Source organism: Candidatus Competibacteraceae bacterium, assembly GCA_016713505.1.
Lineage (GTDB): Bacteria > Pseudomonadota > Gammaproteobacteria > Competibacterales > Competibacteraceae > Competibacter_A.
In genome coordinates this window covers 1-16717 of record JADJPA010000002.1, presented here as the reverse complement: position 1 = coordinate 16717, position 16717 = coordinate 1, and the positions used below count along the sequence as shown (strand labels likewise).

Below are 16717 nucleotides of genomic sequence, written 5' to 3'. Positions count from 1 at the left end.
CTTTCCACCCGACGCTGAAGGTGGGCTTTTTTCCAACCCCAACAAAACAGGACGGTGAATTCAATGGGCGAAGTCGTATTGGAAATGAAAAATATCGTCAAGGACTTTCCTGGTGTACGCGCCCTAAACGATGTCAATTTTGAGGCGCGATCGGGCGAGTTGTTGGCGCTGATGGGCGAGAACGGAGCGGGCAAATCGACCTTGATGAAGGTCTTAAGCGGCGTTTGGCCCTACCCCAGTTATGAAGGCGACATTTATCTGCGGGGCGAGTTGAAACGGTTTTATAACACCAAGGAAGCGGAAGCCGCCGGCATCGCGATCATCTATCAAGAATTGAACCTGATTCCCGAATTGACGGTCGCCGAGAATATCTTTCTGGACCGCCAAATGACCAACGCCTTCGGCGCGATCCATTGGAGCAAGCTGTTCGCCGAAACCCAACGCCTGCTCGACGAGCTGAATATCACCGACTTCAAGCCGACCGATAAGGTGAAGGATTTAACGGTCGGCAAACAACAGATGGTGGAAATCGCCAAGGCGCTGTCGAAAAAAGCCGACATCCTGGTGTTCGACGAACCGACCTCCGCTCTCACCGACAAGGAAGTCGCGGCGCTGTTCGAGATCATTCGGAAACTGAAGCGCCAGGGCGTGTGCATGTCCTACATCTCGCACAAGATGGAAGAACTCCAGCAAATCGCCGACCGCGTGGTGGTGTTGCGCGACGGCAAAACCATCGGTGACGTGACCCCGATGGCCGACATGACGCTCGATCAACTGATCAGCCGCATGGTCGGGCGCGACGTTAAGGACATGTTTCCCAAGGGCCAGTTCCAGCGCGGCGAAAAGGTGCTGGAAGTCAAGAATTTCGAAATCGACAACCCCGATCTGCCGGGCCACAAGAAAGTCAAGAACGCTTCGTTTTGCGCCTACAAAGGCGAAATTCTGGGGATTTCCGGTTTGATGGGCTCGGGGCGCACCGAGTTGGTTTCGGGGATTTTCGGCGCGCCGCCCGGCCCGGCGCGCGGCGAAATCTACTTGAACAATCAGTCGGTCAAATTCCGCTCCCCGCACGCCGCCATCGAGCACGGCATCGGGCTGGTCACCGAAGACCGCAAGCGCATCGGGCTGATTCTGGGCCAAAGCATCACTCAGAACATGATGATCAGCTCGCTGGAAACCGTCACCAACCTCCTCGGCGTCATCAACGAGGCCAAGGAGCGCAACCTGGCGCAGGATTACGTCAAGCGGCTGGCCATCAAAACCCCCGGACTCGATGTCAAGATCGACACCCTGAGCGGCGGCAACCAGCAAAAGGTCATCCTGGCGAAATGGCTCAACATCAAACCGAAAGTCCTCATTCTCGACGAGCCGACCCGCGGCATCGACGTGGGCGCGAAAGTCGAGATTTACAACCTGCTGAACAAGCTGGTCGAGGACGGGGTGACGGTGATCATCATTTCCTCGGAACTCCCGGAAGTCATGGGCATCAGCGACCGCATTCTCGTAATGTGCGAGGGCGAAATCGTCGCCGAATTGACCCGCGAGCAAGCAACCAAAGAACTCATCATGGCTTACGCCACCGGCAGCCGGAAATAAGGGGGATTAGCACATGGCCAACAACGCACCGACTCAAGAACAGGCGGCGGGTTTCCTGCAAGGCGAAGGGATGCGCGCTTTTCTGAAGTTTTTGAAAGACAATGGCACCTTGGTCGCCCTGATCGTGCTGATGATCATTTTCAGCCTCTGGGACGAGGCGTTCTTCACGCCCCGCAATCTGACCAATCTGGCCCGGCAAACCACCATCGTCGGCATCATCGCGGTCGGCATGACCTTGGTCATCATCATCAACGGCATCGACCTTTCGGTCGGCTCGATTGTGGGTCTGGCGGCCATCACCGTGACCCTGTTGATGCAATCCGGCATCAATATCTGGGCGGCGATTCTCCTTACCTTGTTGCTGACCGGCGTTCTGATCGGGCTGTGGAATGCGTTCTGGATCGCCCATTACAACATTCCGCCGTTCATCATCACCCTGGGAATGATGACCATTGCCCGAGGCATCGCCCTGACCCTTTCCGACGGCGGTTCCGTACCGGTCACCAATCCAACGTTCGGCGAAATCGGCGGCGGGTTTTTTTCCGTGACGCTTTCCACGATCGTGGTATTGCTCATCCTGGCGTATCTGCTGTTTGCGCAATATCGGGATATCCAACAAAAGCGCCAATACGGCGTTACCGTCAAACCGCAAGATCTGATCACCACGGTGGTGGTGACTTTGCTGGCCGGCGCGATCGTACTCTATGCCTTCTCGTACCGCGGCTTGCCTTATCCGGTGGCGATTTTCGCGGTCATCGCCTTCATCGGCAGCTTCACGCTGCAACACACCAAGTTCGGCCGGCGGATTTACGCGATGGGCGGCAACGAGGAAGCGGCGCGGCTGTCGGGCATCAGCATCAACCGGATGAAGGTGGCGATTTACTGCATCATCACCACCCTGTCGGCGCTGGCCGGCATCATGCTGGCGTCGCGGCTGAACGGCGCCTCCCCCAATTTGGGCAACATGTTCGAACTGGACGCCATTTCCGCCGTCATCATCGGCGGCACCAGCTTTTCCGGCGGGGTCGGCACCATCATCGGCACGGTGATCGGCGCGTTTATCATCAGCGTGCTGAACAATGGCATGAGCCTGTTGGAAGTGCCGACCTTTTACCAATTGATCATCAAGGGCTGCATCATCATTCTGGCGGTCTGGTTTGACGTGTTGAGCAAAAAGAAGCGCGGGTAAACACCGATTCGAGGAGCGGGCGGCCCTGCTGCTCTCTCAATCAAATCAGCTCAACCCCTTTACCCGGAGGCTTTCATGAACACGTCGAGGCTATTTCTGAGAACGCGCGGCTTTTCGCCCTCAATCCGCACCGCCAGCCTGATCCTGTTAGCGGCCGCGGCGCTGATTTTTCAGCCCGCCGCGCGCGCCGAGGAACAGGGCGTCAAGGTCGGCTTCCTGCTCAAAACCATGCAGGAGGAGCGCTACCAGACCGACAAGGCCGAGTTCGTCGCTCGCGCGCAAGCGCTGGGCGCGCAAGTCCTGTTCGACGCCAGCGGCAACAGCGAGCTGACCCAGTTGCGGCAGTTCGAAAAGATGTTGGATGACGGGGCGCGGGTGATCGTGCTGCAACCGGTCAACACCGGGCTCGCCGGCGCGCTGGTGCGTCTGGCCAACAGCAAGGGCGTCAAAGTGGTCGGCTACGACGCCCTGGTGGTCAACGGCCCGCTGGATCTCATGGTGATGCAAGATAGCTGGGCGGTCGGTCAGTTGCAGGGAGAGGCCATGGTGAAATGGTTCCAGCAAAAGCGCGGCAAGGTCGAAGGCACCGTGGCGCTCATCATGGGGCAGCCCGGCGATTCCAACGCCGAAGCCATGAGTCAAGGCGTGTTGAACACCATCCAACAAAACCCCGGCTTGAAGCTGATCGCGCAAATCTCCCATGTCGATTGGTCGCCCGACCGCTCCGCCGAAACCGCCAGCAATTTGCTGGTGAAGTACAAAAATGCGGTGGATGCCTTTGTTTGCAACAACAGCGGGCTGGCTAGCGGAGCGATCGCGGCGTTGGATTTGGAAAAGCTGGCGGATGCGGAAAAAGTCTTCGTCGCCGGCGCGGATGCCGATTTGAAGAATATTCAGTACATCGTCCAGGGCAAGCAAGCGGTGGATGTCTGGAAACCGATCAAACCCCTGGCGCACAAGGCCGCCGAGATCGCGGTCGAGATCGCCCAAAACCCCGCTAAGTCGCTGGAGCGCATCGCGCGGGAAGCCGGCCAGGGCGGCTTGCGCTTCGCCATGACCGACAATGGTTTCGCCAAGATTCCAACCGTGATCACGCCGGTGATGCCGATCACTAAGGACAACATCGACAGCACGCTGATCGCCGCAAAAATCTTCAGTAAGGAACAAGTTTACGGCGGCAAGGAATAATTCTTATCCCTGACCGGCCTTTCGCCTTGGAAGCATTGAAAGCGCAACGCCTCTTCAGTGCTTCCAAGGCCGTCGCTGTTATTCTCGGCAATAGTCTTTGTGATGCTTCCCGGCGCGAAAAGCACCCACGCTGAATCCTTTGGAAAGGACGCGCGCCTCAATCCGCCCGTGGAACGAACTCCACAGCAAACCCGGCAGCGCGCGGGATGGCCGGGCCGGCCGCGCACGGCACCTCGCCCATCCCAAAACGCCAGGCCGAAGTGGCCTATCGGCCTCAAAACCGGCCTTCCGAACCCGCTTTTGAAAGCTTAATTTTTTCCCTGCGACCTTGCTTCAAGCAGAATCGCTGGCTTAGATCATTGTATGACTTTCTCTAAATGTCTTGGCTACCTTCAAAGATTTCTCTTGACTTTGAATTGTAATCGATTACATTGTCACTGACTTCATATTGCCGCCATTTATGGAGATAATTGTGAAAACGATTACTAAATCTTGCATTCAGCTCGACGCCAGAGCGGGCAACAAGGAAGACGCGATCCGGCAGGCCGGCAAGCTGCTGGCGGACGCCGGTTATATCCAACCCGCCTACATCGACAGCCTGCTCAAGCGCGAACAAGTCGCCAACACCTTCCTCGGCAGCGGCGTCGCCATCCCGCACGGCATGATCGATGACCGCCACCTGATCCAGCACACCGGCATCGCCATCCTGCAACTGCCGGAAGGCGTGGATTGGAACGAAGGCCAGAAAGCCTATCTGGTGGTCGCCATCGCCGCGCAATCGGACGAGCACATCAGTTTGCTGCGCCGGTTGACCCGCTTGATGCAACAACCCGACGCCATCGACGCCCTGGTGCACGCCGACAATCCGCTGGTGCTGATGGCCGCCCTCGGCGACGCCCCCGCGCCGTCCGCCGCGCCGGAACCTACCGCCGCGCCGCCGTGGCCGGCCGACGCCGAGGCGACCTGGACCGTGGACTATCCCAACGGCCTGCACGCGCGCCCGGCCAGCCAGTGGGTCGATACCGCGAAACGCTTCGCCAATGAAATACGGATTTACAAGGACGCCGAATTCGCCGACGCCAAAAACCTGACCGATCTGCTGGCCCTGGGAGTCACCCACGGCACGACTTTACGGCTCGCCGCGCGCGGTTCCGACGCGCAACGCGCCTTGAACGCGCTGCTAGAGACCGTGCGCGGGCTGTCCGCCGTGGAGCGGGCCGACGCCGAGCGCGCCCGTAAGAACGCCTTGGCCGCCCGCAAGACCGCACCCGAATGGACCCCGAGCGGCGGGCCGCGCGCCCTCTACGGACTCGGCGCAAGCCCTGGCCTCGCGGTCGGCAAGCTGGTGCGCCACGTCTCCCAAAAAATCGACGTTAGCGATCAGCCCGGCGATGTGGTGGCCGAGGGTGAAGCGTTGGAGCAGGCACTGCTGGCGGTGCGCGCCGAGCGCGAGGAATTGGAAGGCCGCACCCGCCAGCGCCTGAGCGCCGCCGAAGCCGCCATCTTCGCCGCCCAGCGCGAGCTGCTGGCCGATCCGGTGCTGACCCGCGATGCGCTGACCACCATCATGCAAGGCCACGGCGCGGCGTGGTCCTGGCAGCGGGCGCTGCAAGCGCGCATCGAAAAATTGCAAAAGATCGACGATCCGCTGCTGGCCGCCCGCGCGGTGGATTTGCGCGATGTCGGCGAACGGGTGTTGGCCCAACTGCTCGGGTTGGAGCGCAAGCAAATCCATCTGACCGAACCGTCGATCCTGGCGGCGGAGGATTTGACGCCGTCCGACACCCTGCACCTCGACACCCGCCATGTGGTCGGCCTGGCGACCAGCGCTGGCGGCCCGACTTCGCACACCGCCATCCTGGCCCGCACCTTGGGTTTTCCCGCCATCGTGGCGGCCGGCCCGGCCTTGCTGGCCGCTCCCGACGGCGGCACGGCGGTGCTCGACGGCGCGGCCGGTGTGCTGTACTTGGACGTGAGCGAGGCCGACCGGAAAAGCGTCGCCGAGGTGATCGCCCGGCAGGCCGCCGCCCGCGAGAGCTTGCGCGCGGCCCGCCATCTACCGGCGACCACCACCGACGGCCACACCGTCGAAATCGCCGCCAACGTCGCCAATCCAAAGCAGGCGGCGGCGGCGTTGGAGGCCGGAGCCGAAGGCATCGGCCTGATGCGCACCGAGTTTCTCTATCTGGAACGCGACACCGCCCCGAGCGAGGACGAGCAGTATCAGGTCTACCGGGAAATGGTCGAGATCATGGCCGGCAAGCGGCTGATCATCCGCGCGCTGGACATCGGCGGCGACAAGCAGGTGCCGTACCTCCATCTGCCGCGCGAGGAAAATCCGTTTCTCGGGGTGCGCGGCGCGCGGCTGCTGCTCCAGCGGCAGGATTTGCTCTACGGGCAGTTGCGGGCGCTGTACCGCGCCGCCCAGCACGGCCCGCTGTGGATCATGTTCCCGATGGTCACTCACGTCGGCGAGATCGAAGCCCTGCGCGGTCATTGCGAGCTGGCGCGCGAGCAGGTCAAGGGACCGGAGGTCAAGCTCGGCATCATGGTCGAAATCCCGGCGGTGGCGGTCATGGCCGACCGCTTCGCGCCGCTGGTCGATTTCTTCTCGGTGGGCACCAACGACCTGACCCAGTACGCGCTGGCGGTGGACCGCCAGCATCCCGAACTGGCCGCGCAAGCCGACAGCTTGCATCCGGCGGTGCTGGCGCTGATCGACGCCACCGTGCGCGGCGCGCGAGCCGGCGGCGGTTGGGTCGGCGTCTGCGGCGGGCTGGCGGGCGATCCGCTGGGCGCGCGCATTTTGACCGGTCTCGGCGTGGATGAGTTGAGCATGAGCGCTCAGGACATCGCCCCGGTGAAAGCCGCGTTGCGCGGCGAATCGCGCGCCGCGATGCAGGAACTGGCCCAGCGCGCGCTGCGCGTCCGCACCGCCGAGGAGGTCCGCGCCCTATGAACCCCTTAAACCCGTTTGCCGCATCGCCCCAGGTGGTCACGGTCGCCCTGAATCCCGCGCTCGATCAGACCATCGAAATCGCCGGCATCAAGCTCGGCGAGGTCAACCGCGCCTTGCGGATGCAGGTCGATGTCGGCGGCAAGGCGGTCAACGTCGCCTCTTGCCTGTCCGATTTCGGCGTGAGCGCCGCCGTGACCGGCCAGATCGGCCGCGATAACGCCGCGCTGTTCGAAGAGCTGTTCCAGCGCAAGAAGATCGCCAACCACTGCTGTTATCTGGACGGCCTGACCCGGATCAATTCCAAACTGGTCGACACCGTCAGCGGCGAGACCACCGACCTCAACATGCCCGGCCCGGAATTGACCCCGGCCGCCGCCAAGGACTTGCTCGATCAAGTGTTGCGCCGGCTCGATCAACTGGCCGGCCAAGTCAAATGGGTGGTGCTGTCGGGCAGCCTGCCGCCGGGGATGCCGGCGGACGCTTACGCCACCATCACCCAAAAGGCGCAAGCCGCCGGCGGTTCGGTGCTGCTGGACACCAGCGGCGCGCCGCTGCGGGCGGCGCTGGCGGTCGGCCCCAAGATCATCAAGCCCAACCGTCACGAGCTGGCCGAACTGGTCGGCCGGCCGCTCGAAACGCTGGAAGCGCTGATCGCCACCGGCCGGGAGCTGCTGGCGGCCTCGCCCGCTCCCGACTTGATCTCCATTTCATTGGGCGGCGACGGCGCGCTGTTCCTCGACCGCGACCAGGCGCTGCACGCGCTGCCGGCGCGGGTCGAGGTCAGCAGCACGGTAGGCGCGGGGGACGCGATGGTGGCCGGACTGGTCGCGGCGCAACTGGAAGGGCTGAACCTGACCGAAACCGCCCGACTGGCGACCGCCTTCGCCGCCGCCAAGCTGACCCGGCTCGGCCCGCATCTGCCGAGACCGGCCGAGGTGCGCGCCCTCGCCCAACAAATCAGCGTGCTGTCGCAAACGCCCATCACCGATTTATAAGGAGCATCAGCCATGGCAAAAATTGTTGCCGTCACTTCCTGTCCGACCGGCATCGCCCACACCATCATGGCGGCCGAAGGGTTGGAGCAAGCCGCTAAAAAGCTCGGCCACACGATCCAAGTCGAAACCCAAGGCTCGGTCGGCACCCGCAACACCCTCACCGACGAGGCCATCGCCGCCGCCGATGTGGTGATCGTCGCCGCCGACACCCGCGTCGATACCGTCCGCTTCATCGGCAAGCCGATTTATGAAAGCGCCACCGAACCGGCGATCCGTAACGGCGCGAGCGTGATCGAGGCGGCGCTCGCCAGCGCGGGAGCCGCTTCGGCCGCCGCGCCCGCCGCCAAGAAGCTAAAAATCGTCGGCATCACCTCTTGCCCGACCGGCATCGCCCACACCTTCATGGCCGCCGAGGGCCTGGAGCAAGGTGCGGCCAGCCTGGGCCACACCGCCAAAATCGAAACTCAAGGTTCGGTCGGCGCGAAGAACAACTTGACCGCCGACGATATCGCGGCGGCCGATCTGGTGATCATCGCCGCCGACACCCAGGTCGATAAAACCCGCTTTGCCGGCAAACGGCTGTATGAAACCAGCACCAAGGCGGCGATTCACGACGGCGCGGCGCTGGTGCGCAAGGCCATTGCCGAGGCCGCGGTGGCGGGCGCCGCGACGACGGCCAAGCTCACCCCCGAAGAGCAGGTGCAGCAGGCCAAGGCCCAACAAGCCGCCGCCCGCACCGGCGTTTACAAACACCTGATGACCGGCGTGTCGTACATGTTGCCGTTCGTGGTGGCCGGCGGCTTGCTGATCGCCATCAGCTTCGCGCTGGGCGGCATCAACGTCTACGACGACGCTCACAAAGGCACGCTGGGTTGGACGCTGTTCCAGATCGGGGCTAAGTCAGGTTTCGCGCTGATGGTGCCGATTTTGGCCGGGTTCATCGCCTATTCCATCGCCGACCGGCCGGGCATCGCGCCGGGCATGATCGGCGGCATGATCGCGGGGGCCATCGGCTCCGGCTTCCTCGGCGGCATCGCGGCGGGATTCCTCGCGGGCTATATCGTCAAATTCTTGAGCGACAACATCCCGCTGCCGCGCACCCTGGCCGGCCTCAAGCCGGTGCTGGTGCTGCCCTTGCTCGGCACCGTCATCGTCGGCTTGCTGATGTATTACGTGATCGGCGAGCCAGTCGCCGCCGCGCTCGCGGCGATCACCCAATGGCTGAAGGGGATGCAAGGCGCCAACGCGGCCTTTCTCGGATTGTTGCTGGGCGCGATGATGGCCTTCGACATGGGCGGGCCGGTCAACAAGTCAGCTTACGCCTTCGCCACCGGTTTGATCACCAGCCAGACCGACCCGATCTACGGGCCGATGGCGGCGGTGATGGCGGCGGGCATGACCCCGCCTCTGGGTTTGGCGCTGGCCGCCCTGCTGTTTAAGAACCGCTTTTCGCTGGACGAGCGGGAGGCCGCCGGCGCGACCGCCGCGCTCGGTATTTCCTTCATCACCGAAGGCGCGATCCCCTACGCCGCCAAGGACCCGCTGCGGGTGATTCCCGCGTTGATGCTCGGCTCGGCCCTGACCGGCGCGATTTCGATGGTGCTGGGCTGCCAGTTGAAGGTTCCCCACGGGGGCGTGTTCGTGCTGCCGATCCCGAATGCGGTGACCCAACTCGGCGGTTACATCGTCGCCATTCTGATCGGCACCGCGGTGACGACGGCGGCCTTGTTCTTCCTGAAACGACCCCTGGAAGCGAAAGCCGCGCTCAAACCCGCCGGCGCGCATTAACGCCCATTAAGTTGTGGTGGTTGGTGGCAACCCAGTGGAGCAAACACTCCACGCCTTTCCACGGGCGGTCGCAGACGCCGCCCGTGGTTTTTTCAAACCGCCAAGCCGCCGACTGACGCTCGGCCGGCTCGCCGACCGATCTCCATTATGGAGCCATTCGATTAGGACGCATTTCCGATGAACGGTTTCCCATACGACTTTTTATGGGGCGCGGCCACCGCCGCCTATCAAGTGGAAGGCGCTTACCGGGAAGACGGCAAGGGTTTGTCCATTTGGGATATTTATTCGCATCTGCCCGGAACCACCTATCAAGGCACCAACGGCGATCGAGCGGTCGATCACTACCATCGCTACCGGGAAGACGTGCGCTTGATGGCGGAAATGGGCCTCAAATCCTATCGTTTCTCGATTGCCTGGCCGCGCGTTTTTCCCGACGGCTCAGGTGAAATTAATGCAAAAGGCATCGCGTTTTATAGCGATCTGATCGACGAATTACTGAAATACAACATCACCCCGGTGGCGACTCTTTATCACTGGGATTTACCGCAAGCCTTGCAGGGTCAGGGCGGCTGGGAAAATCGGGCGACCGCCGAGCATTTCGCCCGCTATGCCAAAACCTGCTTCGAGCGGTTCGGCGACCGGGTGCGGCATTGGATCACCTTCAACGAAACCATCAATTTCATCATGCTGGGCTATCGGGACGGCGTGCACCCGCCGGGCGTCAGGGATGAAAAACGGGCGGTGGAAGTCTCCCACATCGTCAATCTGGCCCACGCTCGCGCCGTGCTGGAATACCGCAAGTTGGTCCGAGAGAAAAGCATTTCGGATGGGATGATCGGCATCGCGCATGTGCTGCTCACCGGTTTTCCGATCAGCGATGCCGAAGACGACGCGCGGGCTTGCGAGTGGTATGAGGAGATGGATTTCCACTGGTTCTACGACCCCAGCTTGCAGGGTCGCTACCCCGAACGGCTGTTGCGCTACTATCAAGAGCGCCACCGAGCGCCGACGATTTTGGACGGCGACATGGCGCTCATGCAAAGCGCGCCCCTCGATTTCATCGGCATCAACTATTATCAAAGCGCTTTCCTTGCCCACAACCCGGCGGATGGGGTGGGTTTCGCGGCGATCAACGTCAGCGGCGAACAAGGTTCGCAGCAAGAAAGCGGCATTCCCGGCCTATTCAAAAAAGTCCGTAATCCCAGGGTCGCGTATACGCCGTGGGATTGGTCGATCTATCCTGAAGGTCTGTACGAAGGCATGAAACGAATTCGGGAGCGCTACGGCCCACTTCCGATCATGATTACCGAAAACGGGCTGGGCGATAAGGATTCAATCAGCGCAACGGGCGAAATTCTGGATACACCGCGCATTGATTATTTGCGCGAGCATGTGCGGTGGTGCCAACGCGCGGTCGATGAAGACATACCATTGATCGGCTATTTCGTCTGGTCGTTTATCGATCTTCTAAGCTGGCTCAACGGCTATCAGAAGCAATACGGCTTCGTCTATGTCGATCACGCCCGCGACCTGCAAAGAGCGAAGAAACAGAGCTATTGCTGGTATCAGCGGGTCATTCAAACCAACGGTGCGATGCTGTGACGCCCGCCGCGCACTCCACGCGCCCACTGCTTTTTCCTCGCCTGAACCGACAGGAGGATTTTTCCGTCACCCACCGCTGCAACGCCGTGTTTGCGGTTTTGTGTTCGCAATAACAAAGGTCGAGCCATAACGCCATGAACCACCCAAACGCTATCACTCTCATCGCGCCGCTCTCCGGGCCGTTAGTGCCGCTGGAGCGAGTTCCCGATCCCGTGTTCGCCCAGAAGATGGTCGGCGACGGCATTTCCATCGACCCGCTCGATCAATGTCTGCGCGCGCCCTGCGACGGTAAAATCGTGCAACTGCATTCGGCCGGTCACGCCGTCACCGTCGCCGCCCCGCAAGGGATCGAAGTGCTGATGCACATCGGCCTCGATACCGTCAACCTCAAGGGCCAAGGCTTCACCGCTAAGGTCAAAATGGGCGATGCGGTCAAGACCGGCGATCCTCTGATCGAATTCGACGCCGATTACGTCGCCACCCACGCCAAAAGCCTGCTGACCCAGATCGTCATCACCAACAGCGACCGAGTGGCGGCGTTCGCGCCAAAATCCGGGACGGTGGCGGCTGGCAAGAGCGCGATTCTGGAATTGACCCTGACCGGCGGCGCGCAAGCCAGCGCCGAAGCCGAAGCCGGTAAAACCGTCACCTCGGAAGCGATCCTGATTCCCAATCCGACCGGCCTGCACGCCCGCCCGGCGGCGGTGCTGGCCAATCTCGCCAAGAAATTCAAGGCCGATATCCGCCTGCAAAAAGGCGAACAAACCGCCAACGCCAAAAGCGTGGTGTCGGTCATGGGTTTGGAAATCGGCCACGGCGACAAGGTGATCTTAAGCGCCAAGGGCGACGACGCCGACGCGGCCGTCGAGACCTTGACGCCGCTGCTGTGGGAAGGCTTGGGCGATGAAGGCTGTAAGCCCGCGCCCGCGCCGGCCAGCGTCGAACCTTCGCCCGCTAATGCTCCGGCCCCGCGCCCGCGCTCGGAAGACCCCAACTTGCTGATCGGCGTCGCTGCTTCGCCGGGTCTGGCGGTCGGCGAAGTGTTTCAAATCCGCCATCAAGAAATTCAAGTCAACGAAGCCGCCGCCGGCAACCCGCAACAGGAGCGCGACCGGCTGGACAACGCGGTCAATCAGGGCAAGGCGCAACTGGAAGCCCTGCAAGCCAGCCTGCACGGCCAGCGCGCCGCCGACAAGGCCGCGATCTTCGCCGCCCATCAGGAACTGCTGGAAGACCCCGATTTGCTGGACATCGCTCATTCAGCCCTAGCCAAGGGCAAAAGCGCCGAATTTGCCTGGCATCGGGCCTTCAGCACCCACGCCGACCGGCTGGCCAGTTTGCGCAATGAGTTACTGGCGGCGCGAGCCAACGATCTGCGCGATGTGGGTCGGCGGGTGCTGACGCTGTTGACCGGCGTCGAGCCGGAACGCCAGACCCCGCCCGCCAACGCCATTCTGGTGGCCGAGGAACTCAGCCCGTCCGACACCGCCAGCCTGGACCGTTCCAAAGTGCGCGGCTTCTGCACCACCCTGGGCGGCGCGACCTCGCACGTCGCCATCCTCGCCCGCTCGCTGGATATTCCGGCGGTGGCCGGCATCGAACCGCGCGCGCTGGAACTGCCCAACGGTACGCCGGTGGTGCTCGACGGCGGCAAGGGCATCGTCCGGCTGAACCCCAGCCCGGAGGAAATCACCCGCATCCGCGAAACGCAAGAGCGGATGGCGGCGCGGCGCAAGGCGGAACTGGAAGTCGCCCACGAACCGGCCATCACCCTGGACGGCCACCGCATGGAAGTGGTCGGCAACATCGGCGGTTTGGCCGAGGCCGAGCAAATCGCCGGGTTGGGCGGTGAAGGCGTCGGCCTGCTGCGTTCGGAATTCGTGTTTCTGGAGCGCAGTTCCGCGCCCAGCGAGGACGAGCAGTTCGAGATTTACAAAGCCATCGTCGAGGCGCTCGGCCCGGAACGGCCGCTGATCATCCGCACCCTCGATGTGGGCGGCGACAAACCGCTGGTCTATCTGCCGATTCCCAAGGAAGAAAATCCGTTTTTGGGCGAACGCGGTCTGCGCATCGGTCTGGATCGGCCGGAAATTCTGCGGCTGCAACTGCGGGCGATCTTACGCGCCGCCGCCTACGGCAAGATTCGGGTGATGTTCCCGATGGTCGGCCTGCTGTCGGAACTGCGCGACGCCAAGGCGATGCTGGAGGAAGAACGGCAGCGGCTCGGCGCGGCTCCCATCGAAACCGGCATCATGGTGGAAATTCCGGCGGCGGCGATCATGGCTGCCCAATTCGCCCGCGAGGTCGATTTCTTCTCGGTCGGCACCAACGATCTGACCCAATACACGCTGGCGATGGATCGCGGCCACCCCAAACTGGCCCCGAAGGTGGACGGCCTCAACCCCAGCGTTTTGCGCTTGATCGCCTGGACGGTGAAGGCGGCCCACGACGAGGGCAAATGGGTCGGGGTGTGCGGTGGCATCGCCAGCGACCCGCAGGCCATCCCGCTGCTGATCGGGCTGGGGGTGGACGAGTTGAGCGTCAGCCTGCCGACCATTCCCAGCATCAAGGCCCAGGTGCGCACTCTGTGGCTGCACGAATGCCAGGATTTGGCGACACGGGCGCTGGCCCTGGAAACCGCCGCCGAAGTGCGGATGGCGACTTCGGCCTCCGCGCCCTAACCGATTTTGGAGATGACTGTCATGTGGCAACACGCATTCGCATTTCTGCAAAAAATCGGTAAGGCGTTGATGCTGCCGGTTTCGGTGCTTCCGGTCGCCGGTATTCTGCTCGGCATCGGCAGCGCCCATTTCGCCATTTTCCCGGATTTGGTCTCCAACGTGATGGCCCAGTCCGGCGGCGCGATTTTCGGAATCATGGCGATCATGTTCGCCATCGGCGTGGCGCTGGGCCTGACCAATAACGACGGCGTGTCGGCGCTGGCGGCGGTGGTCGGCTACGTCGTCTTATTGGCGACCTTGGGCGTCATGGCCAAGGTGCTCGGCGTCGAAACCAAGGACGTGATGGGCATGGCTTCGGTCGATACCGGCGTCTTCGGCGGCATCGTGATCGGCGGCATCGCGGCGGCGCTGTTCAACCGCTACTATCGGATCAGCCTGCCGCCGTATCTCGGTTTCTTTTCCGGCAAGCGCTTCGTGCCCATCGTCACCGCTTTCGCCGCCATCGGCCTGGGGATTTTGCTGAGCTTCATCTGGCCGCCCATCGGCGCGGGGATCAAGGGCTTTTCCAAGTGGGCGGCGGAGAGCAATCCGGCGCTGGCGTTCAGCATTTACGGCGTGATCGAGCGCTTGCTGATTCCCTTCGGTTTGCACCACATCTGGAACGTGCCGTTCTTCTTTGAAGTCGGCAGTTACATGGACCCGACCACTGGCAAGGCCATCACCGGCGAAATCCAGCGCTACATTGCCGGCGACCCCACCGCCGGCAACATGGCGGGCGGTTATCTGTTCAAGATGTGGGGCCTGCCGGCGGCGGCGATTGCGATCTGGCATTCGGCCCGGCCGGAAAACCGCGTTAAAGTGGGCGGCATGATGATCTCGGCGGCGCTGACCGCGTGGTTGACCGGCATCACCGAACCGATTGAATTCACCTTCATGTTCGTCGCCCCGGTGCTGTACGCCATCCACGCCTTGCTGGCGGGCGTGGCCTACTTCCTCTGCATCGAATTGGGGGTCAAGCACGGCATGACCTTTTCGCACGGAGCCATCGACTTTGCGGTGCTGTACGCCAAATCCACCAACGGTTGGTGGTTGATTCCGATGGGCTTGGCATGGGCGGCGATGTACTACAGCATTTTCCGCTTCGTCATCGCCAAGTTCGACCTGAAGACGCCCGGCCGCGAGGTCGAGGAAGCGGTCACGTCGAGCGAAGCGACCGCCGACATCGCCCACGGCTTCACCAAGCAACTGGTGCTGGCCTTCGGCGGCAAGAGCAATATCAAGTCGCTGGACGCCTGCATCACCCGGCTGCGGGTGGAGTTGAACGACATGAGCAAGGCCAATCCCGACAAGCTTAAGGCGCTGGGCGCGGCGGGGGTCGTGGTGGTCGGCAAGGGGATGCAAGCGATTTTCGGCACCCGTTCCGAGAATCTGAAAACCGACATGGAGGAGTATTTAAAAACCGCCGGGCCGGAAGCCGACGCCATCGAGGAACCGTCGCCGGTGACGGCTCCCGCCCCCGCCGGTATCGTCTCCAAGCTACGCGATCCCGAAGCGGCGGACAAGGCCAGAAAGCTGATCGCCGCGCTCGGCGGGTCGGGCAACATCCAGCGGGTGGACGCCTGCGCCGAAACCCGGTTGCGGCTGGTGGTCAACAATGAGGGCGCGGTGGACGAACGGGCCTTGCAGGCGGCGGGCGCGAGCGGCGTGATGCGGCTGGCCAATCAAACCGTGCATCTGATCGTCGGTTTGAACGCCGATCAGTATGCGGCGGAGATGCGGGGGCAGATGGCTCCGGCGTAGCGCCGCGCAAAAATTTCCCTCACCTTGACCCTCTCCCCAAGGGAGAGGGCATTTCCACATCATGACGGCCAGGGATTTTTTTCAATGAAAATCGCCATCTTCAGCAGCAAATCCTACGACCGCCACTCGCTGGAACGCTACAACGCGCCGTTCGGTCACGAGTTGACCTTTCTGGAGCCGCGCTTGTCGCCGGAAACGGTGGCCTTGGGGCGCGGTTTTCCGGGCGTCTGCATCTTCGTCAACGACAATTGCAACGCCGAGGTCATCGCCGATTTGGCCGCGCACGGCACCAAACTGATCGCCACCCGCAGCGCGGGTTACAACCAAATCGATCTAGCGGCGGCGAAGCAGCACGGCGTCCTGGTGGCCCGCGTACCCGCCTACTCGCCCAACGCGGTGTCGGAATTCACCGTGGCGCTGATGCTCACGCTGGGCCGCAAGCTGCATAAGGCCTATAACCGCACCCGCGAATTCAATTTCGAAATCGCGGGCTTGGAAGGCTTCGAATTGCGCGACAAGACGGTCGGCGTATTCGGCACCGGCAAAATCGGCCAAACGGTGATCAAGAACCTCAGCGGTTTTGGCTGCCGGATTATCGCCTACGACAAGTATCCCAACGAAACCGTCAAACAGTGGGCGACCTACGTGGACGGCCCCACTTTCGCCCGCGAATCGGACATCATCACCCTGCACTGTCCGCTGACGCCGGAAACCCAGCACATCCTCAATCAGGAAACCATGCCGTATCTCAAGGACGGTGTGTTTATCGTCAACACCAGTCGGGGTGCGCTGCTCGATACCAACACCGTGATCAAGTTCCTGAAAAACGGCAAGATTGGGATGCTCGCCATCGATGTCTACGAAGAAGAAGCCGATTACTTCTACCGCGATCTGTCCGATAAAGTGCCGACTAACGATG

Annotated in this window: 10 protein-coding genes; all 10 read left to right on the top strand. The window is 62.2% G+C overall.

Annotated features, from left to right (window positions below):
• Nucleotides 1–63 precede the first annotated feature (63 nt).
• Nucleotides 64–1596 carry a sugar ABC transporter ATP-binding protein gene (locus IPK09_14985; GenBank protein MBK7984903.1) on the top strand — a complete coding sequence of 511 codons (1533 nt, stop codon included), beginning with the start codon at nt 64–66 and terminating at the stop codon, nt 1594–1596.
• Between the two features lie 70 nt (nt 1597–1666).
• Nucleotides 1667–2785 carry an inner-membrane translocator gene (locus IPK09_14980; protein ID MBK7984902.1) on the top strand — a complete coding sequence of 373 codons (1119 nt, stop codon included), beginning with the start codon at nt 1667–1669 and terminating at the stop codon, nt 2783–2785.
• Nucleotides 2786–2860: 75 nt separating this feature from the next.
• Nucleotides 2861–3973: a substrate-binding domain-containing protein gene (locus IPK09_14975; protein MBK7984901.1), complete on the top strand. Its 1113-nt coding sequence runs from the start codon at nt 2861–2863 to the stop codon at nt 3971–3973.
• 460 nt (nt 3974–4433) lie between these two features.
• Nucleotides 4434–6932 (top strand): phosphoenolpyruvate--protein phosphotransferase, encoded by a 2499-nt coding sequence (gene ptsP, locus IPK09_14970; protein ID MBK7984900.1) that lies wholly within the window; start codon nt 4434–4436, stop codon nt 6930–6932.
• Nucleotides 6929–7927, top strand: coding sequence for a 1-phosphofructokinase (gene pfkB, locus IPK09_14965; GenBank protein MBK7984899.1), 999 nt, complete (start codon nt 6929–6931; stop codon nt 7925–7927). The genes ptsP (IPK09_14970) and pfkB overlap by 4 nt, the downstream gene beginning before the upstream one ends.
• Nucleotides 7928–7939: 12 nt before the next feature.
• The gene (locus tag IPK09_14960; GenBank protein ID MBK7984898.1) at nt 7940–9715 is read left to right on the top strand and encodes a PTS fructose-like transporter subunit IIB; all 1776 of its coding nucleotides are present in this window, start codon (nt 7940–7942) and stop codon (nt 9713–9715) included.
• A 177-nt stretch (nt 9716–9892) separates the two neighbouring features.
• On the top strand, nt 9893–11317 hold the full coding sequence (locus IPK09_14955; protein ID MBK7984897.1) for a glycoside hydrolase family 1 protein: 1425 nt from the start codon (nt 9893–9895) through the stop codon (nt 11315–11317).
• Nucleotides 11318–11451: 134 nt separating this feature from the next.
• On the top strand, nt 11452–13998 hold the full coding sequence (gene ptsP / locus IPK09_14950; protein ID MBK7984896.1) for a phosphoenolpyruvate--protein phosphotransferase: 2547 nt from the start codon (nt 11452–11454) through the stop codon (nt 13996–13998).
• A 21-nt stretch (nt 13999–14019) separates the two neighbouring features.
• A complete protein-coding gene (gene ptsG / locus IPK09_14945; protein MBK7984895.1) occupies nt 14020–15798 on the top strand; it encodes a PTS glucose transporter subunit IIBC in 1779 nt (592 codons plus the stop codon).
• An 84-nt stretch (nt 15799–15882) separates the two neighbouring features.
• Nucleotides 15883–16717: 2-hydroxyacid dehydrogenase (locus tag IPK09_14940; protein ID MBK7984894.1), on the top strand; the 835-nt coding region annotated here is incomplete at its 3' end.

Coding starts and splice junctions, on each gene's coding strand:
- IPK09_14985 (MBK7984903.1), top strand. CDS start 64: ATGGGCGAAGTCGTATTGGAAATGAAAAATATCGTCAAGGACTTTCCT.
- IPK09_14980 (MBK7984902.1), top strand. CDS start 1,667: ATGCGCGCTTTTCTGAAGTTTTTGAAAGACAATGGCACCTTGGTCGCC.
- IPK09_14975 (MBK7984901.1), top strand. CDS start 2,861: ATGAACACGTCGAGGCTATTTCTGAGAACGCGCGGCTTTTCGCCCTCA.
- ptsP (MBK7984900.1), top strand. CDS start 4,434: ATGGAGATAATTGTGAAAACGATTACTAAATCTTGCATTCAGCTCGAC.
- pfkB (MBK7984899.1), top strand. CDS start 6,929: ATGAACCCCTTAAACCCGTTTGCCGCATCGCCCCAGGTGGTCACGGTC.
- IPK09_14960 (MBK7984898.1), top strand. CDS start 7,940: ATGGCAAAAATTGTTGCCGTCACTTCCTGTCCGACCGGCATCGCCCAC.
- IPK09_14955 (MBK7984897.1), top strand. CDS start 9,893: ATGAACGGTTTCCCATACGACTTTTTATGGGGCGCGGCCACCGCCGCC.
- ptsP (MBK7984896.1), top strand. CDS start 11,452: ATGAACCACCCAAACGCTATCACTCTCATCGCGCCGCTCTCCGGGCCG.
- ptsG (MBK7984895.1), top strand. CDS start 14,020: ATGTGGCAACACGCATTCGCATTTCTGCAAAAAATCGGTAAGGCGTTG.